Annotated in this window: 25 protein-coding genes; 10 read left to right on the forward strand and 15 right to left on the reverse strand. The window is 67.7% G+C overall.

Annotated features, from left to right (window positions below; translation table 11 throughout):
- Window positions 1-51: 51 nt before the first annotated feature.
- The 3 genes from ACFVUS_RS31825 to ACFVUS_RS31835 all read left to right on the forward strand — a co-directional run bounded on the left by ACFVUS_RS31825 (window position 52) and on the right by ACFVUS_RS31835 (window position 3,970).
- Window positions 52-822 (forward strand): ABC transporter ATP-binding protein, encoded by a 771-nt coding sequence (locus tag ACFVUS_RS31825; protein ID WP_387774999.1) that lies wholly within the window; start codon window positions 52-54, stop codon window positions 820-822.
- A complete protein-coding gene (locus ACFVUS_RS31830) occupies window positions 807-2,375 on the forward strand; it encodes a hypothetical protein (protein WP_387775002.1) in 1,569 nt (522 codons plus the stop codon). Before ACFVUS_RS31825 ends, ACFVUS_RS31830 begins: the two co-directional genes overlap by 16 nt.
- Window positions 2,376-2,551: 176 nt before the next feature.
- A complete protein-coding gene (locus ACFVUS_RS31835; protein ID WP_387775005.1) occupies window positions 2,552-3,970 on the forward strand; it encodes a hypothetical protein in 1,419 nt (472 codons plus the stop codon).
- Between the two features lie 49 nt (window positions 3,971-4,019).
- Here ACFVUS_RS31835 and ACFVUS_RS31840 read toward each other — a convergent pair whose 3' ends face one another.
- Window positions 4,020-5,147, reverse strand: a complete 1,128-nt coding sequence (locus ACFVUS_RS31840; protein ID WP_387775008.1) for a GDSL-type esterase/lipase family protein — start codon at window positions 5,145-5,147, stop codon at window positions 4,020-4,022.
- A gap of 110 nt (window positions 5,148-5,257) precedes the next feature.
- Here ACFVUS_RS31840 and ACFVUS_RS31845 point away from each other — a divergent pair, with 110 nt between their 5' ends.
- Window positions 5,258-5,731, forward strand: coding sequence for a MarR family transcriptional regulator (locus tag ACFVUS_RS31845; RefSeq protein WP_364642547.1), 474 nt, complete (start codon window positions 5,258-5,260; stop codon window positions 5,729-5,731).
- Window positions 5,732-5,767: 36 nt separating this feature from the next.
- On the forward strand, window positions 5,768-6,382 hold the full coding sequence (locus tag ACFVUS_RS31850; protein WP_387775012.1) for a class I SAM-dependent methyltransferase: 615 nt from the start codon (window positions 5,768-5,770) through the stop codon (window positions 6,380-6,382).
- Between the two features lie 19 nt (window positions 6,383-6,401).
- Here ACFVUS_RS31850 and atzF read toward each other — a convergent pair whose 3' ends face one another.
- The 5 genes from atzF to ACFVUS_RS31875 form a co-directional block, all read right to left on the reverse strand.
- Window positions 6,402-8,021 (reverse strand): allophanate hydrolase, encoded by a 1,620-nt coding sequence (atzF, locus tag ACFVUS_RS31855; RefSeq protein ID WP_387775015.1) that lies wholly within the window; start codon window positions 8,019-8,021, stop codon window positions 6,402-6,404.
- 26 nt (window positions 8,022-8,047) lie between these two features.
- Complete coding sequence (locus ACFVUS_RS31860; protein WP_387778394.1) at window positions 8,048-10,021, reverse strand: 5-oxoprolinase/urea amidolyase family protein; 1,974 nt, start codon at window positions 10,019-10,021, stop codon at window positions 8,048-8,050.
- Between the two features lie 89 nt (window positions 10,022-10,110).
- A complete protein-coding gene (locus ACFVUS_RS31865; RefSeq protein WP_387775018.1) occupies window positions 10,111-10,740 on the reverse strand; it encodes an urea amidolyase associated protein UAAP2 in 630 nt (209 codons plus the stop codon).
- Entirely contained in the window at window positions 10,737-11,486 is a 750-nt protein-coding gene (locus ACFVUS_RS31870) for a DUF1989 domain-containing protein (RefSeq protein ID WP_387775021.1), read from the reverse strand. The genes ACFVUS_RS31865 and ACFVUS_RS31870 overlap by 4 nt, the downstream gene beginning before the upstream one ends.
- A gap of 62 nt (window positions 11,487-11,548) precedes the next feature.
- The gene (locus tag ACFVUS_RS31875; RefSeq protein ID WP_387775024.1) at window positions 11,549-13,111 is read right to left on the reverse strand and encodes an amino acid permease; all 1,563 of its coding nucleotides are present in this window, start codon (window positions 13,109-13,111) and stop codon (window positions 11,549-11,551) included.
- Between the two features lie 171 nt (window positions 13,112-13,282).
- Here ACFVUS_RS31875 and ACFVUS_RS31880 point away from each other — a divergent pair, with 171 nt between their 5' ends.
- Window positions 13,283-13,933 (forward strand): TetR/AcrR family transcriptional regulator, encoded by a 651-nt coding sequence (locus ACFVUS_RS31880; RefSeq protein ID WP_387775027.1) that lies wholly within the window; start codon window positions 13,283-13,285, stop codon window positions 13,931-13,933.
- A 93-nt stretch (window positions 13,934-14,026) separates the two neighbouring features.
- Here the strand turns inward: ACFVUS_RS31880 and ACFVUS_RS31885 are convergent, their stop codons facing one another.
- A complete protein-coding gene (locus ACFVUS_RS31885) occupies window positions 14,027-15,961 on the reverse strand; it encodes a TerD family protein (RefSeq protein ID WP_387775030.1) in 1,935 nt (644 codons plus the stop codon).
- A 239-nt stretch (window positions 15,962-16,200) separates the two neighbouring features.
- Between ACFVUS_RS31885 and ACFVUS_RS31890 the strand changes: the two genes are divergently transcribed.
- Window positions 16,201-17,877: an MFS transporter gene (locus ACFVUS_RS31890; protein WP_387775033.1), complete on the forward strand. Its 1,677-nt coding sequence runs from the start codon at window positions 16,201-16,203 to the stop codon at window positions 17,875-17,877.
- Here the strand turns inward: ACFVUS_RS31890 and ACFVUS_RS31895 are convergent.
- From ACFVUS_RS31895 to ACFVUS_RS31925, 7 genes are all read right to left on the reverse strand, one after another.
- Window positions 17,827-18,225: an NUDIX domain-containing protein gene (locus ACFVUS_RS31895; protein WP_387775036.1), complete on the reverse strand. Its 399-nt coding sequence runs from the start codon at window positions 18,223-18,225 to the stop codon at window positions 17,827-17,829. The genes ACFVUS_RS31890 and ACFVUS_RS31895 overlap by 51 nt on opposite strands.
- A 25-nt stretch (window positions 18,226-18,250) precedes the next feature.
- A complete protein-coding gene (locus tag ACFVUS_RS31900) occupies window positions 18,251-18,781 on the reverse strand; it encodes a hypothetical protein (RefSeq protein ID WP_387775039.1) in 531 nt (176 codons plus the stop codon).
- A gap of 207 nt (window positions 18,782-18,988) precedes the next feature.
- Complete coding sequence (locus ACFVUS_RS31905; RefSeq protein ID WP_387775042.1) at window positions 18,989-19,786, reverse strand: family 1 encapsulin nanocompartment shell protein; 798 nt, start codon at window positions 19,784-19,786, stop codon at window positions 18,989-18,991.
- Window positions 19,787-19,789: 3 nt separating this feature from the next.
- Window positions 19,790-20,800: a Dyp-type peroxidase gene (locus tag ACFVUS_RS31910; protein WP_387775045.1), complete on the reverse strand. Its 1,011-nt coding sequence runs from the start codon at window positions 20,798-20,800 to the stop codon at window positions 19,790-19,792.
- 125 nt (window positions 20,801-20,925) lie between these two features.
- Window positions 20,926-21,252, reverse strand: coding sequence for a cupin domain-containing protein (locus tag ACFVUS_RS31915; RefSeq protein ID WP_387775048.1), 327 nt, complete (start codon window positions 21,250-21,252; stop codon window positions 20,926-20,928).
- 131 nt (window positions 21,253-21,383) lie between these two features.
- Entirely contained in the window at window positions 21,384-21,872 is a 489-nt protein-coding gene (locus ACFVUS_RS31920) for a dihydrofolate reductase (protein WP_387775051.1), read from the reverse strand.
- Window positions 21,869-22,672, reverse strand: coding sequence for a thymidylate synthase (locus tag ACFVUS_RS31925; RefSeq protein WP_387778397.1), 804 nt, complete (start codon window positions 22,670-22,672; stop codon window positions 21,869-21,871). Before ACFVUS_RS31925 ends, ACFVUS_RS31920 begins: the two co-directional genes overlap by 4 nt.
- Window positions 22,673-22,770: 98 nt before the next feature.
- On the opposite strand from ACFVUS_RS31925, the gene cobF reads away from it, so the two are divergent.
- Window positions 22,771-23,535 (forward strand): precorrin-6A synthase (deacetylating), encoded by a 765-nt coding sequence (cobF, locus tag ACFVUS_RS31930; protein WP_387775054.1) that lies wholly within the window; start codon window positions 22,771-22,773, stop codon window positions 23,533-23,535.
- Between the two features lie 63 nt (window positions 23,536-23,598).
- Here cobF and ACFVUS_RS31935 read toward each other — a convergent pair whose 3' ends face one another.
- A complete protein-coding gene (locus ACFVUS_RS31935) occupies window positions 23,599-24,369 on the reverse strand; it encodes a glucose 1-dehydrogenase (RefSeq protein WP_387775057.1) in 771 nt (256 codons plus the stop codon).
- Window positions 24,370-24,450: 81 nt separating this feature from the next.
- Between ACFVUS_RS31935 and ACFVUS_RS31940 the strand changes: the two genes are divergently transcribed.
- Both ACFVUS_RS31940 and ACFVUS_RS31945 read left to right on the forward strand, forming a co-directional pair.
- Window positions 24,451-24,765, forward strand: coding sequence for a helix-turn-helix transcriptional regulator (locus ACFVUS_RS31940; RefSeq protein ID WP_364642502.1), 315 nt, complete (start codon window positions 24,451-24,453; stop codon window positions 24,763-24,765).
- A 101-nt stretch (window positions 24,766-24,866) separates the two neighbouring features.
- On the forward strand, window positions 24,867-25,244 hold the full coding sequence (locus tag ACFVUS_RS31945) for a DoxX family protein (protein WP_387775060.1): 378 nt from the start codon (window positions 24,867-24,869) through the stop codon (window positions 25,242-25,244).
- Window positions 25,245-25,255: the final 11 nt, after the last annotated feature.

The following is a 25,255-nucleotide window of genomic DNA, read 5'->3' on the forward strand; positions in this document are numbered from 1 at the left end:
CGGTCCGTATCGTGAAACGAGAACTTTGGCTTCGGCGGGCTTGGAGGGGTTATGACCGCGGTGGGCAGCGAGTGGGCGCTCGAGCTGGATGGGTTGTTCAAGTCTTTCGGGGGACCCTGGGTGGTGGAGGGGGTGAGTTTGGCCGTGCCGCCCGGCTCGTTCTTCGGGCTGGTCGGGCCGAACGGGGCCGGGAAGACGACGACCCTGTCGATGGCCGTGGGGTTGTTGCGGCCGGATCGCGGGGTGGCTCGAATATTCGGGAACGATGTGTGGGCGGATCCGGTGGCGGCCAAGACCGTTGTCGGGGTGCTGCCGGATGGGCTGGCGTTACCGGAGCGGCTTACCGGGCGGGAGTTGCTGACCTTTACCGGGCTGCTGCGCGGGATGGATAAGGCGACGGTGGGGGAGCGGGCATCCGAGCTGCTTGCCGTGCTGGAGTTGACCGGGGCGGAAAACACCGTCGTGGTTGATTATTCGGCCGGCATGCGGAAGAAGATCGGGCTCGCCACCGCGCTGTTGCACGCCCCGAAGCTACTCGTGCTGGATGAGCCGTTCGAGGCCGTCGACCCGGTGTCGGCGGGGACCATTCGGACGATCTTGCAGCGGTTCGTGGCGGCGGGCGGAGCGGTGGTGCTCTCCAGTCATGTGATGGCGCTGGTGGAGAACATGTGTGATCGGGTGGCGGTGATCAATCGCGGGCAGGTGGTCGCGGGCGGGACCGTGGCCGAGGTGCGCGGGGAGGGGACGCTGGAGGAGGCGTTCGTGCGGCTGGTCGGCGGGCATGTGGGCGGGGAGGAGGGGCTGTCGTGGTTGGCGTCCTGATCCGAATGCGGTTGCGGCTCACCGCCAGAGCCATGCGCGAGGGCCGTGCCGCCGTGAACTTCTGGGTGGGGAGCCTGTTCGGGCTCGTCGCCGCATTGATCACCGCGGTCCTGATCGGATTCGCGCACGAGAGCTTTCACGGCGGAATCACCATCGCGGCAGCGCTTTTCGCGGGCTGGACGCTGGGATGGATCTGCGGGCCGGTGCTCACCGGGAGCAGTGACGAGACCTTGCAGCCCGAACAGTTCCGGCTGCTGCCGCTGACCGATCGGCAGCTGGCGTACGGACTGGCGGCCGCCGCGTTCGCGGGTCCGGCCGCCGTCATCAACCTGCTGGCATTTCTCGGTCTCGCGCTGCTGGCCGCGCCGAAAGGCGTTGTGCCGGTGCTGATCGCGCTCGTCGGCGCGGTGCTGCAACTGATCTTCGTGGTACTGCTGTCCCGGGTGATGGTGGCCTGGCTCGGTGCGGCCATGCGATCGCGGCGGGGGCGGGACCTGGGCGTGCTGCTGGCGGCGCTGCTCGGCCTCGCCTACTATCCGCTGAATCTGATCATCACCAATCTCGGTCCGGCACTGGAGAATTCGGAGGGCGGACTGCCCACCGCGCTGCGTGCCGCACCCTCGGGCTGGGCCCCGTACGCGGTGGAATCCGCGGTGCGCGGCGATGCGCTGTGGGCGGTGCTGCCGCTGCTCGGCCTGGCCGCGCTATGCCTGGCACTGTGGCAGGGGTGGGCGGTGCTGCTGCACCGTCGTCTCACCCTGCCGCCCGCGCCCGCCGGTCAGGTGCTCGACAGTTCCACCGGTCTGCTGGATCGCTACCTGCCCGCCACCCCCGTGGGCGCGGTGGTCGCGAAGGAACTGCGCAGCTGGTGGCGCGACGGCCGCCGCCGCGCCGCCCTGCTGCCCCTGCTGCTGATCGGCTTCGCGCTGCCCGCGTTCCTGTCGCTCCAGCACAGCGGCACCGGAACCATCGCCTTCTCCGGCGGTTTCGTGGTGTGGATGGCCACCATGGGCTCGGCCAACCTGTACGGCTTCGACGGCACCTCGGTCTGGCAGACCATCGTCACCCCGGGCGCGGCGCGTGCCGATGTGCGCGGGCGGGCCATCGCCTGGACGCTGCTGGTCGCCCCGGTCGCCCTGCTGGCCGCGCTCATCCTGCCGGGCGTGCTGGGACAGGCGCGGCTGTACCCGTGGGTGCTGTGCACCCTGCCGGTCCTGCTCGGCGTCGGCGTCGCGGTGGTGGTGTTCCTGTCCACGCACGCCGCCTTCGCACTGCCGCCGCAGCGCGGAAATCCCTTCGCGGGCAACGGAAATCCGGGTTGCGCGAAGGTACTCATACAGTTGACCGCCGGGCTCGGGCAGTTGCTGATATCGGTGCCGGTACTGGTGATTCTGGGAGTCGGCACGGCCCTGCACAACCCATTCGTGCAATGGGCGGCACTACCGGTCGGTCTCGTTATCGGCGGGTTAGCCGCGACCGCCGGAATCCGCCTCGCCACCACCCGCCTGCAAGCCCGCGGCCCCGAACTCCTGGCCGAGGTAAAACCCCGCTGAACAGCCGTTTCCCTTGAACAGACCGGTGATTCGGTGCTACTCACCCGAAGTGTGCTTACAGCGCGGTATTCGGGTAGCGCACTACTGCGGCAATTCGGGCAGCGAACCCGCACGCTGAAACCGGCGAGCGGTGGACTCGGCCCCGCTCGCTCGGACAGTACTGGGAGACAGCGGAAGTGGATCAGATCCTGTATTGGAATTCGGTGGCGCTGGAATCGGACCGCGTGGCGCACACCGAAATCAAACCCGTGGAACGCGGGTCACGCGGTCCGGTAGGCAGTTCCCGGGCGCTCGCCATGGTGCATTTGGCCATGCACGACGCCTACTTCAGCATTATCGGCGCGGCACACGGGACGTGGCTGGCGTCCCCGCCGGTGGCGGCCAATGGCTCGTCCTATCAGGCGGCCATCGCCGTCGCCGCGCACAGCACGCTCACCGCGCTCTACCCGGCCCAGACCGCACGGCTGGACAAAGCCCTGCGCGAGGCGGGATTACACGGACCCGGCATCGGCCGGGGCGGCGCGCACGGGCAGGCCATCGGCGGCGCGGTGCTGCGGGCGCGGATGAGCGATCCCGGACTCGGGGATCACGACTATCAGCCGGACACCGCGCCGACCGCGCACCGGCCCGACCCGGCACAGCCGCGACAGGGGTACTACGCACCGCATTACGGTTCCCGCTCACGGTGTTTCGCGGTGACCGACCGCTACACGCTGGACGCGCCACCCAAAGCCAATGACGCCGCGTACCTCGCGGCATTGCGCGAGGTACGCGCCAAGGGCATCACCGTGGAATCGACCGCGGCGCAACCCGCCCGATCCGCCGCCCGCACCCCCGATGAAAACCTCACCGCGGTGTTCTGGGCGTACGACGGCGCGAAACACATCGGCACCGCACCCCGGCTCTACAACCGGATCGCCCGCGAACTGGCTGCCGCGCAACCCAATACCGTGGAACAGAACGCCCGGCTGTTCGCGCTGGTCAATGCCGGGATCGCCGATGCGGCCATCCTGTGCTGGGACGAGAAGTACCGGCACAATCTGTGGCGGCCCATCCTCGGCATCCGCGAATACGATCCGGCCACCGGCCCCGACGCGATACCCGGGCACGACCTCGACCCGGATTGCGATCCGTTCTGGCAGCCGCACGGCGCACCGCGCAGCAATGAGATCGCCGGGAACTTCACCCCGCCGTACCCGTCCTATCCCTCCGGGCACGCGGCCCTCGGCGGCGCGGCATTCCAAATCCTGCGGCGCTTCTACGGTTTCGACGTGGACGGGCCCGACACCATCACCAATGGCATGGGATTCGTCTCCGATGAACTCGACGGGCTGGCCGCCGACAATCGCGGCGTCGTGCGCACCCGGCACGTGCGCCGCTTCCCGGGCGGGCTCTGGCAGATGATGCGGGAGAACGCCCGCAGTCGCGTATTCCTGGGCGTGCACTGGTCTTTCGACGGCTACGCCGCCGATGGCCGGGGCGAGATGGATCTGACCCGGAATATCGGCGGCGTCCGGCTCGGCCGCGAGGTGGCCGACAATGTGTGGGCCAACGGCCTGAAACAGGATCGCGCCGCGGCCGCGCGGCTGTCCTGACCTCGGGCCGCACGGGTCACGCAATGGCGCGTGACCGCGTGCGCGCCGATCAGCGGTGCGCGGTCAGCGCCGCGATATCCACCGCCCCGGCCATGGCGCGGTGGCCGTCGTCATTGAGGTGCAGGCCGTCACCGCTGTCGAATTCGGGGCGGATGAAATCGCCGGTCTCCGCATCCTGCACCGCCGCCGCGATATCGAAGACGGCGTCGAACACATCGGTGTTGCGCAGCCATTCGTTCACCTCGCGGCGCACCCGAATGCCGTCTGCGACACTGAGATCCGGGTAGATCACGCCCGCGAACGGGCCGACGGTATTGGCGTAGATCGGCAGACCTGCCGCATGCGCCAGCCGCGCCAGCTCGACGTATCCGGCGATGAGCTGCGCGGCCGGAGTGGTGCCGCCCACGATCAGATCATTGATGCCGAAGTTGGCCCACACCCCCGCCACCCCGGGCACCGGGAGCACATCCCGCTCGAATCGATCCAGCCCGGACTCGCCGACTTCGGCTGTGACCAAACGGTTTCCGCCGATGCCCTGATTCACGGCCCAGCCGGTGGGCAGCTTCGCGCCGACCACATCCACCGATCGCCGGTTCGCGCCCGGGGTGGAACCGACGCCTTCGAACCAGGAGTCGCCGAAGGCCACCAGCACCGGGGCCGCGGCCTCGGTCAGTACGTCGATGCCGGTGAGGAAGAAGCGGGAGACCGTCTCCTGCGCCTCGGGCCAGGCGGTATCCGCGGTGTGATCACCGGGCACGATCCAGCCGGGCTGGGCGGGCAGGTGCGCGTAGGCCGCCGAGCCGGTCGGCTCGGGCAGGTGCAGGCTCAGCGCCAGTTCGTCACCGGCGGCGACCGGCAGGTCGATGGGATCGCTGACGAGATCGGTGTGCGCCGGAACGCGTGCCCCGGTGGATCCGCCGAAGGTGAGCACCGTATCGGTCTCGGCCGCGATCTCCGTACCGGTCTTGCTCACCGCGATGCGCGCCGCGCCGATCACCAGTTCCGTTGCGGAGTAGCGATTGGTCAGGTGCACCCGCAGCTGTGATCCCGCTCCGGCCACCCGCACCACCTGGCGCAGGGATTCCGCGGCGAATTCGCGGGGTTCCGCGAGCCGGATCTGTTCGGCCGGATTCACCAGCGGTGCACGGAATCCGGCCACCCAGCGCTGTGTGCTCATCGTCTTCTCCATTTTGTTGCGGTGCGGATTATTGCGTTGTCAACAACATACAAAATTTGTTCCGCGTGTCAACTATCCGCATTGCAGTCATGTGGTTTACGCTGCTCAGCGTGGATCCCAAGCATCTGTTCGACGACCCCCGCCTGACCGCCGTCGGCCTGCTGTACGAGGCGCACGATGGTCTGCTCGCCCGGCTCGAACCGACCTGGAAGGGCAATGGCCTCTCCGGACTCGATCTGAATGCCCTGATGCGGCTGAGTCGTTCGCCCGGCCGCAAACTGCGCATGACCGATCTCGCGGTGCAGACCAATCTCTCGACCAGCGGCGTGACCCGGCTGGTGGACCGGCTCGAACGCAATGGCTTCGTCCGTCGCGAAGCCGATCCCGGCGACCGCCGCAGCTCGTACGCCGTACTCACCGCCGCCGGAGCAACCCGCGTCGCGCGGGTGCTGCCCGCCTACCTGGCGGGCGTGGAGCAGTGGTTCACCGGACTCTTCGAACCCGAACAGCTCGACGCCCTGACGGCGGCGCTGCGGGTCATTCGCGACACCACCAACCCCGAAGCCACCCACACCTCCGACTAGCGGCGCGCATCACCCGCCGTCGCTAGGCTTTTCGGCATGATCAACAGGTCGATCGACACCCCCGACGCCGACCGCTGGAACACCAATATCCAGTACCACGGCCTACTGGTCGACGCGGTGGCCGGATCCGACACGGTCCTGGACGTGGGCTGCGGCGAGGGCATGCTCAGTCGCCGTCTGCGCCAACACATCCCACACGTCACCGGCATCGACCTGCACGAGCCCAGCATCACCCTGGCCCGCACCCAGCCCCCCTCGGACATCACCTACATCCGGGCCGATTTCCTGACCCACCCCTTCACCCCCGAATCCTTCGACGGCATCGTCTCGGTGGCCACCCTCCACCACATGGACCCCACCGCCGCCCTGACCCGAATGGCCGAACTACTAAGGCCCGGCGGCACTCTCGCCCTCACCGGGCTGGCAAAGCCCAACTGGCCCGCCGACCTCCCCCGAGAACTGACGGCGGCCATCGCCTACAACCGGTACCGCTTCACCAAACCCCGCTGGGAACACCCTTCCCCCATCGTCTGGCCCCCACCCCACACCTACGCCGAAATCCGCACCCTCGCCCACTCCCTCCTCCCCACCTCCACCTACCGCCGCCACCTCTACTGGCGCTACTCCCTCACCTGGACCAAACCGAAGTAGCGCCAAGCGTTCTCGCGGATCAGAGCGCGCCGGCGGCGAGGGCGGATTTCCAGCCGCCGTATTCGCTGATGTCCTTGGCGGCGGTGGCGGCGGCGCCGGTGCAGCTGAAGCCTGTTGTCCAGGTGTGGTCTTCGAGTTCTACTGCGCCCAGTTGCATGGGGGTGGGGAGGGTGGTGAGGAAGGTGCCGAGGGCGGCGGGGGAGAGGAGCCAGCGTTCGGCGGCTACCGGGATGCCCTGTTCGCCTTCGGGGACTCGGGTTACGGCCGGTTTGGGTGGGGTGGTGTCGAGGGCGGCGAGGCGGTAGTTGGGGGAGGTGTGGACGGGGCCTGCCCAGCGGGCTCCGAGGGTGGTTAGTTGGTGTTCCAGGGGCTGGCCGCGTAGGTGGGCACCGAAGACGATCAGGTCGCGGACGGGGGCCACCGTCAGGGGCCAGGCCGGAGTGGTGGATGAATTCTGTTGGGGAGCAATGAGATTTGCTATGTCGTAGGCTACGGCGTCTTCGAAGGGGCGGGCCAGGATCGTGACGCCGAATTGGGCGGCTCCGGCGGTGCCCGCGGGGACCGCCACCGCGCAGAGGTCGAAGAGGTTGCAGAAATTGGTGTAGGTGCCGAGGCGGGAGTTCACGGCTATCGGGTCGGCGGCTACCTCGGCGATGGTGGGGTGGAAGGGGACGGTGGGGGTGAGCAGGGCGTCGGCATTCGCGAGGCTCGCCATGGCCCGGGTGCGCAGGCGCTCCAGTTCGGCCAGGTCCGTAACCAATCGGTGGGCCGGGATATCCCGCGCGGCCCGCACGATCGAGGCGACGGTGGGATCGATGGAGTCCGGGTGGGTGTCCACGAATTCGCCTACGGCGGAGTATCTTTCGGCTACCAGTGCACCGTTGTAGAGGAGTTTGGCGGCGGCGAGGAAGGGTTCCGGGTCGATTTCGACGATGCGCGCGCCGCGCTCGCGCAGCTCGGCGACAGTGCGCTCGAAAGCGCCGCGCCACTCCGGATCCAGATCGGGCAGCTCACCGAAGATCGCGACCACCGGGTTGGGTGGGGCGGCCAGGCGGACATCGGCGGGCCAGGGGCGGTGGGGTGCGCCCGATGCCATGACGCCCATGGCGCGGTTCGCGAGTTCCAGGGTCGAGGCGAAGATGGTCACGCAGTCGTAGGAGCGGCAGGCGGGGACGACGCCGTCGGTGGCGACCGTGCCTATCGTCGGTTTGATGCCGACAAGGCCGTGCAGGGCCGCCGGGACGCGGCCGGAACCCGCGGTATCGGTGCCGATGGCGATATCGGCCTCGCCGCGCGCGACCGCCACCGCGGAGCCGGAACTCGAACCGCCCGAGACATATCCGGGCCGCAGCGCGTTCTCCACCGCACCGTAGGGCGAGCGGGTGCCGACCAGACCGGTGGCGAATTGATCGAGATTGGTCTTGCCGACCACCACCGCACCGGCGGCGCGCAGGGCCGCGACCACCGCCGAATCCTGTTCCGGCGTATAGGCGTAGTCGGGGCAACCGGCGGTGGTCGGCATGCCCGCCACATCCACATTGTCCTTGACGGCCAACCGCAAACCAGCCAATGAGCCGGTGGCGGAGGCGATTTCCGCCGCCACCTCGGAGTCGGGGCGGCGCTGGATCCAAACGGACATGCTCGATCTCCTCTTATGCTTCGAGTTCAGGGCGTTTCGGTGAGCTCGCCCGCTTCGCGCCACGAATTGCGTTCCGCGGTAAAGGCTTCCGCCTGCATGGCGCGGAACGAATCGATGGACGCGGCATTGTCGTCGAGAAAGCGGCGGTAGTCCGCCAGCTTGAACTCGCCGTCCTCGGCGCGCAATTCACCGCGTCCGGCCGCCACATCGGCACGCAGGTCCAGCAGCTCCTCGCCGCTCACCGGATACCAGCGAATGCGATCGAAATACCGCAGCAGCCAAGGATCTTCGCCGATACCGGTGGAGCGGTGATTCCACACCTGGGTGGTGCGCCCGACGAACTGATACCCGCCCGGACCCTCCATCCCGTAGATGCACAGGTACGCCCCGCCGATGCCGACCGCGTTCTCCGGTGTCCAGGTGCGAGCCGGGTTGTACTTGGTGGTGACCAGCCGATGCCGCGGATCGGTCGGGGTGGCCACCGGCGCACCCAGATACACATCGCCGAGCCCGAGCACCAGGTACTCGGCGGCGAAGACGGTGTCGAAAACCTCGTCCACCGTGGCCAATCCGTTCATCCGGCGGATGAACTCGATATTCCACGGGCACCACGGCGCATCGGCGCGCACCCCGTGCATATAGCGGGTGATGGCCTCGCGGGTCGAGGGATCGTCCCAGGACAGCGGCAGCGATACCGTGCGACTCGGCACCACCAGCTGATCGGCGGACGGCAGTTCGGCCTCCACCTCGCCGAGCAGATCCAGCAGCTTGCCGGTCGGCAGCCGATCCGGATCGGTGCGCACCTGGAGCGAGCGCACACCCGGGGTGAGTTCGGTGACGCCCGGTTCGGCCCGCTCGAGCAGCGCCTGATGCAGCGCGTGCACGCGGGCGCGCAGCTCCAAATCCAGTGTCATATCCCCGTATTCGATGAGCAGGCCGTCATTGCCCGCCCGGCGGTAGGTGACCGCGGTCTCGGAGCCTTCCCGGCGCGCCAGCACACCGTCATCGCCGTCACCGCCGGCGGAGAGCACCACCGGCCAGGCCGCGCGCCGTTCGGCGCCCAGTTCGCGCAGTGAGGCCGCGCGATCCGCGCGCACCGGTACGAACCGCACCTTATCGCCCGGGGTGAGCTGACCCAGCTTCCAGCGTTCGGCCGCCACCACGGTCACCGGGCAGACGAACCCGCCCAGGCTGGGGCCGTCCGGTCCGAGCAGAATCGGGGTGTCGCCGGTGAAGTCCAGCGCGCCGATGGAATACGCGGTGTCGTGAATATTCGACGGATGCAGTCCGGCCTCGCCGCCGTCCTGCCGCGCCCACTGCGGCTTCGGCCCGATCAACCGCACCCCGGTGCGATCGGAATTGAAATGCACCTCGTAATCGGTGCCGATGATGGTGTCGAAATCATTGCGGGTGAAGAACTCCGGCGCACCGTGCGGTCCCTCGGTGACCGCCAGTTCCCAGCGCCGCGTGAACACCGGCTGATCGTCGCCGGGCACCCCGGCGGTGACCCGGCCGGTCCCGCCGGACCCGGGCGCACTCGGCGCGGGCACACCATGGATGCCGAGTGCGAGCGCATCACCGGCGGCCAATGCCCGCCCGGTGCCGCCGCCGAACTTGCCCAGTGTGAAAGTCGCACGGCTGCCGAGGTATTCGGGCACATCGATACCACCGGCGATGAGAATGTACGACCGCATGCCCGGACCGCGCACCATGCCCACATCCAGCACGCCACCGGCGGGCACCGGTACGCTGCGCCACTGCTCCACCGGCTTGCCGTTCACCGTGACCGGCGTCGGCGCACCCGTCACGCACACCCAGGTCTCGGTATCGAACCGCAGCGCCGGTCCGCCCAGCGTGCATTCGAGCCCCGCCGCGCCCTCCGGATTGCCGAGCGCCCGATTGCCGAGCCGGAACGACAGATCATCCATCGGCCCGGACGGTGGCACACCCACGTGCCAGTAGCCGACCCGCGCGGGCCAATCCTGCACCGTCGTCTGCATGCCCGGCCGCACCACATGTATGGAAGCGGTTGCCACAGTGGAGAGTTCGGCATCGAGGGCGATGGCGTGCGGCTCGGGCAGCAGGGCGGTCATCGGGTCACCACCATGCGCACCGGGGTGGGGTCGAAGCCATTGCAGGGGTTGTTGATCTGCGGGCAGTTCGAGACCAGCACCAGGGTGTCGACCTCGGCGCGCAGGGTGATCCGCTTACCCGGCGCGGAGAGCCCGTCCACGATCCCGAGCGTGCCGTCGGCCTCCACCGGAACATTCATGAACCAGTTGATATTCGACACCAGATCCCGCTTGCCCAGGCCCCATTTCATGCCCTCGGCGAGGAAGTTCTCCACGCACGCGTGCTGATGCCGGGTGTGATGCCCGTAGCGCAGCGTATTGGACTCCTGCGAGCACGCCCCGGCGACGGTGTCGTGATTGCCGACCTCATCGGCGACCACCGTCATGAGCGCGGTGCCGGCATCGGTACGCAGCACGCTGCCGGTGCTCAGGAAGATATTGCGCTGCGCGGTGACGGTGGCCTGCGCGCTGTACCGCTCGCTGTGATCGTCCGCCGCGTAGAGCAGGCAGTCCACCGCCTGATTGCCGTGCAGGTCGATGATCTCCAGCAGTTCCCCGGCGCGCACCACGGTCGACCAGGGCGCGCGGGCGGGGACGGTCTCATCGAGCACGATGGTGCGAGCGGTGGTGTCCGAGGAGATGGTCATGCGAGTGCCTCCAGCGTGCGTGCGTGCCAATCCAGTTCGGTGTTCTGCACCGCGCGCAGATATTCGGGATCGGAATTGAAGTGCCCGGCAAGGTCTTCCGGGGCCGACCAGGCCACCACATCGATATCGGTGGTGGGCGTGGGATCGAGCGGATGCTCGGCATTGGCGAGCAGCAGCGTCACCGGCAGGTGGATGAGCAACTCGACCGCACCGCCCGCACCCGCGCTGCCGGTCGGCGTCAGCCCGCCATCGGATTCCACCCGAACGCCGCGGAAGAACGAGATGGTCTGCGCGATATCGCGCGGTTCCAACCCCTGCTTGACCCCGGCCATCCGCAACCGGTCCCGGGCGTGCGCCGACGTCCCGCACAGGGTGTCGTGGTGGCCGGAGGAATCCGCGACCACCGTGGCCAGCACCCGCCCCTGATCCGACAGCAGCGGATGCCCGGCCCCCAGATACGCCTGCCACGGCACCTTCACCGTATCGGCGACATTGAGTCGCTCCCAGGGTGATTCGGCGCGCACCAGCAGCAGATGCGCACAACCCGCTCCCGCCGGATCGGAGATCCGCACCCGGGTGCCGCGCCCGAGCACCACATTGGCGTAGCCGCCGGACGGAATCCGCTGTGCGAAAGTGATTTTCGACGAATCGACGGCCTCCGGCAGGGCCGGGCCGGTCACGGCCGCGGCTGCCGCCTGCGACCGGGCGTGCGCCCGCGCTCCCGAGGTATCTGCGGTGGTTGTCATCGGTACTCCTTCCGTCGGCCGCCGGGCGGCCGGTGCGATGCGCTGCCGGGACATGCTGTCGCTCAGGCGGGCTGGATGATCGGCTCGGTAGCGGTAACCGCCCGACTCGGCGTCACCAGCCGGTACACCAGCACGCCCGCGGCGATCGTCACGATCACGAAAAGCGGTGCGGCCCACTGCATCCACCAGCTGCCGCCGGTCGGGATGTAGACCTCGGCGCGCGGCCAGGCCAGATTCACCGCCATGGCGATACCCCACACCACGGCGAGTGCGTTGATCGGAATCCCGTAGCGGCCCAGGCCGAACAGCGGTTTGCCGTTCTCGGTGGTGGCGTCATCGGCGGGCCAGCCCTTGATCCGCCGCACCAGCAGCGGCACCGTGACCAGCAGGTACGCCAGGTACAGGGTGACGATGCAGACGCTGGCCAGCGTCGCGAAGATGGCGGGATTGCCGAGGTTCAGCACCAGCAGGCCGATGCCCAGTACGCCGATCACCACGGCGGGCAGCACCGGGGTGCCGAAACGCGGGTGCACGGCGGCCAGCTTCGCCGCGAACGGCAGCTTGCCGTCCCGCGCCATGGAGAACATCAACCGGGAGCCCGCGGTCTGAATGGCCAAGGTGCACACCGTGATAGCGCATGCCACACAGGCCAGCACGACCTTGCCCGCCGGACTGTCCAGCTTGGCTTCGATCACATACGCGAGCCCGCCCGTGCTCAGCGATCCATCGGTGAGGCTCGGCGCGGCCATCAGCGCGCCCAGCAGAATGAGCCCGCCGCCGATACCGGACACCGTCAGCGCCGTCAGAATGGTGCGCGGCGCGACCTGGCGCGGATTCTTGGTCTCCTCGGAAAGCTCACCGGCGGAATCGAATCCGACCATCACGTAGGCGGCCATCAATCCCGATACCAGGAACGCGGCCCAGTACGGACCCGGCGCGGCCTGATCGGTCTGGGTCACCACGCTCGGCCCGCGATCGGCATGCGTGAAGAACACCGCGATCACCGCGAGCACGCCCACGATCTCGATGGTGACGCCGAGCGAATTGATCCGCGCCATCCAGTCGATGCCGACCACATTGATGAAGGTGGTCACCACCAGCAGAATGCTGCCCAGCACAACGGCATTCACCGCACCGTCATGCGAGGTGAGCGCGCTGTCGGTGCCGACCAGCTGGAAACCGCTCCAGATCGTGGGCAGCACCACCTGCAATGCGATGGCCGCCGCCGCGGCGGTGACGATCTGCGCGATGATCATCATCCAGCCCGCGAACCAGCCCACCAGCTCCCCGGCCAGATGCCGCGACCACTGGTAGATGCAGCCCGACAGCGGGTAGCGCGCCGCCAGTTCCGCGAAGTTCAGCGCCACCAGCAGCTGGCCCGCGAACACGATCGGCCAGGTCCAGAAGAAGGCCGCGCCGCCGAACGAGTAGCCCAGTCCGAAGAACTGGAAAATCGTGGTCAGGATGGAGACGAAGGAGAAGCCCGCGGCGAACGAGGCATAGCGCCCGAGCTTGCGATGCAGTACGGGCTGATAGCCGAAGCTGGCCAGATCGTCGCTATCGGCGCTGGTGGCGGCGTTGTTCGGCGGGTGGGTGGGGACGATGGAATCGGCGGAGGCAACCATGGCGAATCCTTCGGGCGGCGAATATCTATCGATTGAAAGTTTTCCAATCCCGATCGCTCGCCCGGTGACGCCGATGTATCCGCCACGTGGCCCGCCGTAACTTCTGCATTGCCGGTATTTCTATCGAGTGACAGAAACCTCACATCGGCGCGGTAGGACAGAATGAACCGCGTGACCCAACTCGGACCTGGACGTCCCCGCCTGGAACCCCGCCGCAGGGCAGGGCAGACGCCGCGCGCCGAGATCCTCGACGCGGCAGCCGAACTGTTCACCGGCAACGGTTACGGCAGCACCTCGACCCGTGCCATCGCCGATGCCGTCGGTATTCGGCAGGCCTCGCTGTACCACCACTTCGCGTCCAAGGACGACATCCTCGACGCGCTGCTCGGTGAAACCATCACCGCACCGCTGGAACTCGCCGAACGGCTGGCCATCACGGACGCACCCGCCGCCGTGCGGCTCTACGCCCTGGCTCGATTCGACGTGGATCAGCTGTGCGCGGCGCGCTGGAACCTGGGCGCGCTGTACCTGCTGCCGGAACTGCGCAGCGAACGCTTCGCCGCCTTCCGCGCACGCCGCGACGAACTCCGCAGACAGTACGAAACCCTCGCCGCCGCAGTGGTTTCCGAAGCCGGAAACCCGACGGTGCCGGGCGCGGACCTACTGCCCTTCCGGCTCGTCGAATCGGTCATCAATATCCGATCCGACGAGGGCGCACCGCCGGAATACGCCGAGCGACTCATCCCCGACGCCATGCTCCGCCTGCTCGGCTACACCGACGATCTCGGAGAGACCCGTTCCGCCGCAATCGAACTCGGCTAGCCTCCTACGTCATCCCGGCGCGTTTTTGGCCGGGATCCACACGAATTCGATGGATCCCGGCCAAAAGCATGCCGGGATGACGGGGGGAGGCGCCTAGGACTTGCCCTTCGAGGTGCCCCATTTGAGTTCCCAGCGGTAGGCCTGATCCACCGCGAGCTTGCCCCAGAAGCGGTGGCCGTCCGGCGGGCGCACGAAGACACCTTCGCGGCGAACCACCAACTCGCCGTTCACATTCTCGATCAGCGCCAGCACCATTTCGCGGGAGTCGTCGACACAGCCGCTGACCTCCATCTCGATGGGCGGGGAATTGCGCGGGTAGAGCGTCGCGGTGGCGTGCACGCCGCGGAAGTCCTCCGCGCCCTCGTACAGCGAGGCGAACACCAGGATTCGGCGGAACTGCGCGGTGTTGTCCAGATTGATGGACAGGTTCTCCCCGCCCTGGCTCGCGCCGGTGCGATCGTCCTGATCCAGTTCGATGAACGGTGCGCGATGCAGATTGCCCATGGTGTCCAGCGGGCTGATGCAGCCCTTGGAACCATCGGTCAGCTCCCAGAAGCAGCACAGATCCAGGTCCAGGCCGCCATTGCCGCCGCGCTTGCGCCCGAACAACCCGCTCGACGCGCCGGGCACCGACCAATTCAGGTTGACCCGCATGATGCCGCCGGTCGCGCCCTGCTTGGTCAGCGAGACCGCCGGGGCCTCCTTGGTCAGCGAGATCTTGCCCAGATTCACCTTGGGCTCCGTGCTGCCCGGCCCCTGCTGGAACTGTTGCGGCGGAACCGGATTCGCACCCTGATAGGGCGGCGGTGGCGGCGGCTGGTTCCCGCCGGGCTGGAACGGCGGCACCGGTGCGCCACCCTGCTGATACGGCGGAATCTGGTTCCCGCCGGACTGATACGGGTTCGGCGGCGCGGGATACGGCGGCTGCTGCGGCTGCTGATACCCGCCGGGCGGCGGGTACTGACCACCGGGCGGGTACTGCCCGGCCGGATCCGGATACTGGCCCGGCTGCGGCGGGTACTGCCCGGCGGGCGGATAGCCCGGCTGCTGACCACCGGGCGGATACTGTCCGGCCGGGTCCGGGTACTGGCCCGGCTGCGGGGCGTAACCGCCGGGCGGCGGGTACTGCCCGGGCGGCGGCGGGTACTGGCCCGGCGCACCGAACTGCTGGTTCTGGCCCGGCGCGCCATACGGCTGCTGATCCGGCGCGGGCGCACCGTACGGCGGCGGATTCTGGCCCGGCGCGGCGTAATTCGGCTGGGGTGCGCCGGTCGGCTGCGGCGGTGCGCCATAGGGCGGGGGAGGGGTCTGCGGCGGCACCGGGGGTGGGGTCGCCTGCGACGGCGCCGCGGGCGGCGGCGTGCCGAAGGACGGCTGCGGTGCGGAGGACTGCGATGCGGGCGCGTCATCGACGGAGATGCCGAAATCGGTTGCCAGCCCGGCCAGTCCGGCCGCATAGCCCTGACCGACGGCACGGAACTTCCACGCGCCCTGGCGGCGGTACAGCTCACCGAGCACATAGGCGGTCTCGGACGACGCGTCGGCCGGATCGAAGCGCGCGATCTCCGCGCCGCTGCTCGCATCCACCAAACGCACGTGCAGACCGGGCAATTGGGCGAAGGTCCCGCCGTCGGCGGAGGCGGCGATGACGATGGTCTCGATCTGCGGCTCCACCTGCCCCAGATTCACCGACAGCGCGTCGACGGTCTGCGGTCCCTGCCGCTTGCCCTCGTGCCGGACCGCGCCGGACCCGTGCTGCGGCTGGTTGTAGAAGACGAAATCACTGTCCGAGCGGACCCGGCCGCCGGAGAGCAATAGCGCCGAAGCGTCGGCGTCCGGAACGCCTGGACCCGACTGCCACCCCAGCTCGACCCGAACCGCGGACGCCGCCACCGGAACGTTGGAACCCTTCATCATCGACACGCCCTCAAACGTATCCGATTCGGACATGCGCTGTCCCGGTTCGGTCCTGGTGATCCACCCGGCGGCGCGGGTGTCCGCGCTGCCCGCCGTCAGCCCCCTGAACATGACGGCAAATCTTCGGCATCGATAGCGAGGTCATCCGCCGCGCCGTACCGGCATGTGCTCATTGGATTCGGTATACGGCCCTGAACGGGCCATTTTCCGGAAAGAGGTAACCGTCTCGTCACCTTGGGCCGCTGTCCAACGGGTTGCACATACACTTAGCAACGGCCATCCGGCACCTCGATGGCTACTGCGAGATACCGATTTTTCGGACGGCTGTCCCTGCGCGGCGGGAGCGACGAATGACGGAAGTGCAGCTGGACCTGGGTCGCAAGAAATGGATCACGCTCGGTGTACTGGCGCTCGGGCTCTCCATGGTGGTGCTGGACGGCACCATCGTCTCGGTCTCACTGCCGGTCATCATCGACCAACTGGGTTTGAATTTCACCCAGGCGCAATGGGTTACCAGCATCTACGCGGTGGTGCTGGCCGCACTGCTCATCACCGCCGGGCGACTCGGCGACCGCTTCGGGCGGCGCAATATGTTCGCCCTCGGCGTGCTGATCTTCCTGGTCGGCAGCGTGCTCTCGGCGTCGGCGACCAGCGCCTGGCCACTGCTCTGGGGACGCGTCGTACAGGGCATCGGTGCGGCCGGGGTCATGCCGGGCACGCTCGCCACCATGAACGCGCTGTTCCGGGGCCGGGATCGGGTCATCGCCTTCGCGGTGTGGGGTTCGGTCATCTCCGGTGTGGCGGCCATCGGACCGCTGCTCGGTGGTTGGCTCACCACCTCGTTCACCTGGCCGTGGATCTTCCTGGTCAATATCCCGCTGGGCGCGGTGGTGCTCATCGGACTGTTCCTGTTCGTGCCCGAGACCCGCATGGGTAAGGCCGCGCCCGGACTGGACGTGGACGGATTCCTGCTCAGCGCGGCCGGTTTCGCACTGCTGGTGTTCGCGCTCATCGAGGGCCAGACCTACGGCTGGTGGAAACCGCTGCGCGAGTTCCCGATGCCCGGGTTCCGCTGGTCCGAGACCGCGTGGGTCTCGCCGATTCCGGTCTTCATCGCGCTCGGGGTGCTGGCGCTGGTGCTGTTCATCCGCTGGGAGCAACACCGCAATCTGATCGGGCGCTCGGCGCTGCTGGATCCGAAGTTGTTCCTGATACCGAGTTTTCGATGGGGCAATGTCACCGCGTTCGCGGTCTCGCTCGGCGAATTCGGATTGCTGTTCGTACTACCGCTTTTCATGGTGAACGTGCTCGGATTCTCCACGCTCGGTGCGGGTTTCGTGCTCGCGGCGATGGCGGTCGGGGCATTCCTGGCGGCGGGCATCGCCGAGGGCATCGTGCGCAAGGTCGGACCGGTGCGGGTGGTGCGGCTCGGCCTGGCCTTCGAGGCGATCGCGATCGCGCTGGCGGCGCTGTTCGTCACCCCGCACATCTCCGGCTGGTGGCTGGCGGTGCTGCTGATCGGCTACGGCATCGGATTGGGTATGGCCTCGGCGCAATTGACCGGAATCGTGCTCGCCGATGTGCCACCCGAGAATTCCGGTCAGGGCTCGGCGACGCAGAGCACGGTGCGACAGGTCGGCTCCGCCTTCGGTATCGCGGTGATCGGCGCACTGCTCTCGGTGGCGCTGGGCAATGATCTGCCGAAACGGCTCGAGGACGTCAAGGATCTGCCCGCGAGCGCCGCCGACACCCTCGCCACCGCCACCCGGGAATCGGCCGGCGGCACCATCTCCGGGGTGCGCGATCACGAGAGCGCGGCCGCGGTGCTGGACGCGCTGGAGCGCGGCTTCACCGACGCCACCCGCACCACTTTGCTTGCGGCAGCGCTGTTCCTGCTGATCGGCCTGGCCGCGGCCACCCGCATTCCGTACCGCTCGCCGGACGCGCTGACCGACAGCGACACCGGCAGCGCCGAATCAGGCGTCGATCAGGCCGAGGGCGTGCAGCCGCTGAAAGACCAGGAGTGAACCCGGCGCGACATGATCCATCGCCCGGTATTCGGCGAGGGTGAAATAGCGCAGCTCCGCGATCTCCCCGGAGGGCCGCGGCTCCTCGGTGAGCTCACCCAGGAAACAGGTCATATGCAGGCGGGTGCCGGGCGCGTGCCCGTACGCCTCCGCCTCGAAGATGCCGAGTTCGGCGACTTCGACCGCGCCGACGCCCAGCTCCTCGCGAATCTCGCGGTGCAGCGCCGACTCCGGGGTCTCACCCGGATCGATCTTGCCGCCCGCCATGTAGAAGACGTCCTTACCGGTGGACCTGGTCTGCAGCAGACGACGATCCCGGATATAGGCCAGTGCCGCTGTGCGAATCACGGCATCGACCCTACCGAGGCGCGAATCAGCGCGTCGGCGGGGCCAAACGCCAGTGCAGGGTGAGCGCGTCGGCGATCTCCGGCAGTACGGTGATCGGAATCCGCTTGCTGCGCAGCATGCCGCGAATCTCATTGACCTGCTCGCGTTTACGCATGTCATAGGCGCTGCCGATGGGTTTCACCACCGGCGGGATGGACAGCAGCACCAGTTCGTGATGCGGTTCGTCACCGTCATTGAGATCCAGCGCCAGCGACCAGCGCGCGTTCTCATCGAGCGCGAACCGGCCCGCCACCACCCGATCCCACGCCAGCGTCGAGGCGCTCCACGGCGTGCGCCGCACGATCGACTGATCGGTCAGCACCACACCGTCGCGCCCGAACAACAGGAACAGCAGCGAGATCCCCGCCGCGACGCCCAGCAGCAAACCGGTGAACACCCGATTCACCCCGAACATCCCGACCACGATCCCGCAGATCCCGGCGGTGACCAGCACCCCGGCCACGCCGTACCAGGCCGCTCGCCGTCCCGGCACCACACCGGCCCGCACCATCGTCATCCCGCGCCTCCACCTCATGTGCTGCGCGTCACGCTACCGGTAAGCGGGCGTGGCAGCACCCCGTCATCCCGGCGCGCTTTTGGCCGGGATCCACACTCGTCGGCTGATCCGCCGCATCGGATGGATCCCGGCCAAAAGCATGCCGGGATGACGAGGGGGCTACGCCTCCGGAAGGACGAGGGGGCTACGCCTCCGGAAGGACGTGGGCTACGCCTCCAGGGCGACTGCCGCTTCGGCGGTGTAGACCAGGAAGGTCAGGCTCTCCTGGAAGTAGAGCTGCACCGATTCGGCATCGTGCGAGAGATAGCCGATGGACAGGTCCTGGCCGATCTGGAGATCGAAATCGCCACCGCGCGTGGACAGTACGAACGCGCCGTCGATGGCCGGAGCCCAGATGATGTCGCCGTCGATGAGCCGCTCGATATGGGTGCGGATCGGATGACCGTGATCGGAGGTCTCGCTGACCGCCGTGTACAGATCGGCGGACAGCAGCACCGAATACGGCCCGTCCACGCCCGCCAGCCGCAGCTTGCTCAGCGCCTGGGTGACCGCCTCCGGGGCCAGCTTCGGATCACCCGGCAGTTTCACCGGTTCGCAGGACGTGCTGGCTCGGATGCCGACGATTCCGGCGGCCGGATAGCCCTCGAACAGCGCCCGGTCCTCGGCGAAGGCGATGCGCTTGGCCGCCTCCTTCACCGCGTCCAGATCGGTGTCCTTGGCACCGCGCTCCACATTGTCGAGCTCATCGCGGGACAGCGTGAACGGCACCCGCAGCTCCACCAGCGGCACCACCACGCGCTGGCGCGCCTGCACCCCGTCACCGGGGGAGGTGATCTCGGCGGTGCGGCCCGCGCCCACCGCGGAGTAATCCGTGCCGTGCGGGCCGGACACATCGACCACGCGTCGACCGGCGATGTGCCGCTTGAAGGTTCGCGTCGCTTCCTCTTCGATCGCCGACCAGGCGGAAGAGGTTATCGGCGCGAGTTCCCGGTGGAGGTTGTTCATGCTTCAGCTCCTTTTCAACGTGCCGATTCCGAGGGAACCATCGTGGGAGACAACACCGTTGGTTGCCGGAGATTCCCGGTCTGCCACGGCCGCGGGCGCGGGTGCGTCCGGCAGCGCGTCGAAGAACGCCAGGGGTGGCGCGAAGAACGAGGTACCCGTTATTGCGGTGGAGAAATCCAGAATGCGGTCGTAGGCGGCCTCATCGGTGCCCAAGAACATGCGCTCGAGCATCAGCTCGGTGACCGCGGGCGTGGCCGAATAGGCGATGTAATAGGTGCCGAACTCGCCGTCCTTGACACTGCCGAACGGCATATTGGCACGCATGACGGTGCCGTTGTCGTCCTGATCATTCACGGCCACATGCGAATTCGCGGGCTTGTCGGCATCGGAGAGTTCATAGTCGTCGAGTTTGGTGCGGCCGATCACCCGCTCCTGCTCTTCGACCGAGAGCGCTTTCCAGTCGCCGAGATTGTGCAGGTACTTCTGCACGATCACATAACTGCCACCGGCGAATTCGGGATCCGCGGCGCCGACCAGCGCGGACGACACCGCGAGCTGACCCTCGGGATTCTCTGTGCCGTCCACGAATCCGAGCAGATCGCGCTGTTCGAAATAGCGGAAGCCGACCGTCTGATCGACGATCGTGCCCGCACCGGCCAGCCTGTCACCGATGGCCATCGCCAATTCGAAACAGGCGTCCTGGTTTTCGGCCTTGATATGGAAGAGCAGATCACCCGGGGTGACGGGGGCTTGATGACGATCGCCCACGTACCCCGGAAACTCGTGCAGCTCAGCCGGTTTCGCACCGGCGAAAAGACGATCCCAGGCATCGGAACCGATACTGGTATTGCAGGCCAGTCCGGAACCCGGTACCCGGAAGCCGATGGACCGGCGTAATCCGGGCAGATCTGCGAGCAGGTCGCGCACCGCCGCCTCGCCACCCTCGTCGATCGTGGCGACGAGGAAGATCGCGGCGGGTGTCAGCGGGTCGAGGATTGGCTGCGGCTCACCCATGCGCTCCAGCCTAGAGCGCCACGCCGACAGACCGTCCGCCCGGTTGCCCCGTGTCTGCCGGATCATCCGGAACCGGCGGCGTACCGCCAGGTCGCGGCCTCACCGATGCGGCCGGGTGCCGTCGCTCACTTGGCCACGGTGAGCAGGAAGGCCACATCGTCGATGGCCTTCACGCTGTGCCGCGCGTTCGGGATGACCAGCAGATCGCCGGCCGAACCCTTCCATTCGTTCGCGCCGCTGATCAACGACAGCACCCCGCTGAGCACCACCATGGTGGCCTCGCCCGGGTTCTCGTGCTCCGCCAGGCTCTGCCCGGCGGTCATGGCGATCACCGTCTGGCGCAGGCTGTGCGCGTGACCGCCGTAGATGGTGAGCGAACTGCGTCCGCTCGATGCCGTCGCGGCCAGCTTCAGTTGCTGGCGAGCGACCGCGGTCAGCGACTTCTTGTCCATGGACTGCCTTTCGCCGGAGTATCCGTGAGTATGCCGGACTACTTCCGGAGCGACCGGCAGATTGGGCCGTTCGTTGCAGGAATTGGCAGAGGTGGAATACGCGCGTTACCGGTATCCGGCCCCGAATTCGGTCAGGCGCGGCGATACCGGCGGAAACGGAAACGCGGACCCTTCGCGGATTCGCGCCAGGGCTCCGGCGCGGCGGACCATTCCGGGCCGATGGCGGGGGCATAGCAATCGCCCGCTATCTCCGCGTCCACCTCGGTGACCATCAGTTCGGTGGCGAACGGCATTGCGGCGCGGTAGATCTCGCCGCCGCCCATCACCCACACCGGGCCGTCACCGCTCGCTTCGAGCGCGTCCTCGAGCGAACCCGCCCGCTCGGCTCCCGGTGCGGCCCAATCCGTTTGCCGCGTCACCACGATATTGCGGCGGCCGTCCAGCGGCCGGAAACGCTCGGGCAGCGAATCCCAGGTGCGCCGCCCCATCACCACCGGATGACCCCAGGTGACATCCTTGAAATGCGCCATATCCTCGGGCACCCGCCAGGGAATGGTGTTATCCAAACCGATTACCCCGTCGGGGGTTTGGGCCCAGATCAGCCCGACCCGTCTGCTCACACCGCCACCGCGGCCTTGATGGCCGGATGGTGTTGGTAGCCCTGGATTTCCACATCCTCGTAGGCGTAATCGAACAGCGTCGGCGCGGGGCGCAGATGCAATTTCGGGAACGGATACGGCTCGCGGGTCAGCTGTTCGCGCACCTGCGTGACGTGATTGTCGTAGATGTGTACATCGCCGCCGGTCCAGATGAATTCACCGGGCAGCAGCTCGGTCTGCTGCGCCACCATCATCGTCAGCAGTGCGTAACTCGCGATATTGAACGGCACGCCCAGGAACAGATCCGCGCTGCGCTGATACAGCTGGCAGGAGAGTTTGCCGTCGGCCACGTAGAACTGGAAGAACGCGTGGCAGGGCGCCAGCGCCATCTTGTCCAAATCGGCGACATTCCACGCCGATACGATCATCCGCCGCGAATCCGGATCGGTGCGCAGCGTTTGCAGCACCTGGGAGATCTGATCGATATGGGTGCCGTCCGGCGTCGGCCAGGACCGCCACTGCACGCCGTAGACCGGGCCGAGATCGCCATCGGCGTCCGCCCATTCGTCCCAGATGGTGACCCCGTGCTCCCTGAGCCACTTCACATTCGAATCACCGCGCAGGAACCACAGCAACTCGTAGACGATGGATTTGAGATGCACCTTCTTGGTGGTGATCAGCGGAAAGCCCTGGGACAGGTCATAGCGCAGCTGATGCCCGAAAATACTGCGGGTGCCGGTACCCGTGCGATCCGCCTTCGGGGTGCCGGAATCCAGCACCAGCCGCAGCAGATCCTCGTATTGGGTGTCATGCGGGGCGATGCTCTGGGGGTCTCGAGAGGCGCTGTCCACGCTTGCCAACCTTACGCACGCCCCGCCCTCGCGTATGACACCCTTCCCGCCTGGCATGCTGTGGCGCTGTGCGCAAGCTCTATGTGATCGGAATCGGCGCCGGTGATCCGGACCAGGTGACGGTGCAGGCCGTCAAGGCCATGCGCCGCACGGACGTGTTCTTCGTCATCGGCAAAGGGGCCGAGAAGCGGGAACTGGAGGACGTCCGGGCGCGGATCCTGGCCGAATACGCGGAGCAGCCGCACCGGGTGGTGCAGGTGCTCGATCCGCCGCGTGACCGCAGCGTGCCCGGGGTCGGCGCGGACAGTGCCTATCGCGGGGTCGTGCAGGATTGGCATGAGGCGCGGGCCGGACTGCTGGAGCAGGCCTTCGCGGAAACCGAAGGCGTCGGCGCGATTCTGGTGTGGGGCGATCCCTCGCTGTACGACAGCACGCTGCGCGTGGTCGAACGGGTGCTCGAGCGCGGGCGCGTCGGCTTCGACTACGAGGTGATTCCCGGCATCACCAGCGTGCAGGCGCTGGCCGCCGCGCATCGCATGGTGCTGCACGAAATCGGGGAACCGCTGCACATCACCACCGGGCGGCGTTTGCGCGAAGAGGGTTTGGCCACAGGGCAATCCACGCTGGTGATGCTGGACGGGGACTGCTCGTTCACCCAGATCCCCGGCGATGACATCTACATCTGGTGGGGTGCGTACCTGGGCATGCCCGATGAGGCCATCATCGAGGGACCGCTGCGCATCGTGGAGGGCCGCATCACCCGCCGCCGCGCCGCGCTGCGCGAATCCAAGGGCTGGATCATGGATATCTACGCGCTGCGGCGCAACGGCTGAGCGAGGACGACAGCTGAGCCGGCGACTCGAGCTGGGTGGCGTGACCAGAGCTGGGTTGCGCGACTAGATCTGCGCGGCCGAGGTCGCGGTGATCAGGCCGCCGTCGACCAGCAGATCCTGAGCGGTGATGTAGGCGGCTTCCGCGGAGGCCAGGAACGCGACCGCGGCCGCCACATCCTCGGAGGTGCCCAGGCGCGCCGCGGGGACGCCCACGGTCACCGACGCCTGGATCTCGGGGGAGGCCTCGGCGAAGAAGGCGGGGGTGGCGGTGTAGCCGGGGCTCACCGAATTGACCCGGATACCGCGCGGGGACAGCTCCGATGCCAGGGTGCGGGCCAGATTGTGCACGGCCGCCTTGGTCGCCGAGTACAGCGCCGCGCCCGGACTGCCGCGGTGCAGCGCGAAGGACGCGTTGATCACGATCGATCCATTGTCGGCGAGCAGCGGCAGCGCCTGCTGGATGGTGAAGAAGACGCTCTTGAAATTGCTGTCCAGCACCCGGTGGTACTCGGCCTCGGTGACATCGGTGAACGCTTGGAACGCACCGATTCCCGCGTTCGCGAAGACCACGTCGAGGTGTCCGAAGCGGTTCGCGATCGCCGCCGCGAGCAGTTCCAGATCGGCGATGCTCGCGGCATCGCCCGGTACGGCCAGCACTCGATCCCCGGCGTTCAACTCCTGCACGGCGGCATCCAATCGAGCCTTGTCCCGACCGGTGATGACCACGCTCGCGCCCTCGTCCAGCAGTCGGCGCGCGGTGGCCAGGCCCATTCCGCTGCTGCCGCCGGTAATGAGCGCGATCTTGCCGTCGAACCTGGAACCGTTGGCTGGCATGGCGAATCCTCCTACTGTCGTATTGTTCAAAGACTTACGTACAGTTCAACTGTTTGTCAACAGTGGAGGTATCGTGGGGGCATGATGACGGCACATCCGGAACGATCGCAGATCCAGCTGGCGAACGTCCTTGCCGCCGTGGGGAATCCGCTCCGGCTGCAAATCGTGCAGGCGCTGCAGGACGGCGGCGAGCACACCTGCGGCTCGATCATCGACGGCGTTCCCAAATCCAATCTGACCCATCACTATCGGGTGCTGCGCGATGCCGGGCTCATCTGGCAACGCCCCTGCGGCCGCGAAACCTTCCAATCCCTGCGGCGCGACGACCTCGACGCCCGGTTCCCGGGTCTGCTCGACACCCTACTGGACGCGGCACGCCGCGACGCCGAGGTCTGAACTGCCGTTTCTCCCGATCCGAGTGATCTGGCTCACCCGCTGTCACAGCGCTATGCGACGCGGTGTCTTGTGCCCGAACACCCCGATAGAGGAGAAACGCCATGAACGTCGCACTGTGGATCGCCACCGGCCTGCTGGCCTTCGTCGCCCTGATGAGCGGCACCATCAAAACCGTCATGCCGCAGGCGAAGCTGGCCGAAGCGCCGGGCGGGCAATGGACCGCGGGCGTCAGCGCGGGGGCGGTCAAGGCGCTCGGACTCGTCGAGATCCTCGCCGCCGCCGGGCTGATCCTGCCTGCCGTGCTCGATATCGCACCGGTGCTGGTGCCAGTGACCGCGGCCTGCTGGATCGCGCTCATGATCGGCGCGATCATCACCCACCTGCGGCACCACGACGGGCCCGTGGTGGTGCTGAACTTGATCTACCTCGCGCTCGCCGTGTTCATTGTGGTGGGGCGCTTCGGTATCGCGCCCTTCTGATCGACCTCGAA

It is taken from the genome of Nocardia sp. NPDC058058 (genome assembly GCF_042885355.1).
GTDB lineage: Bacteria > Actinomycetota > Actinomycetes > Mycobacteriales > Mycobacteriaceae > Nocardia.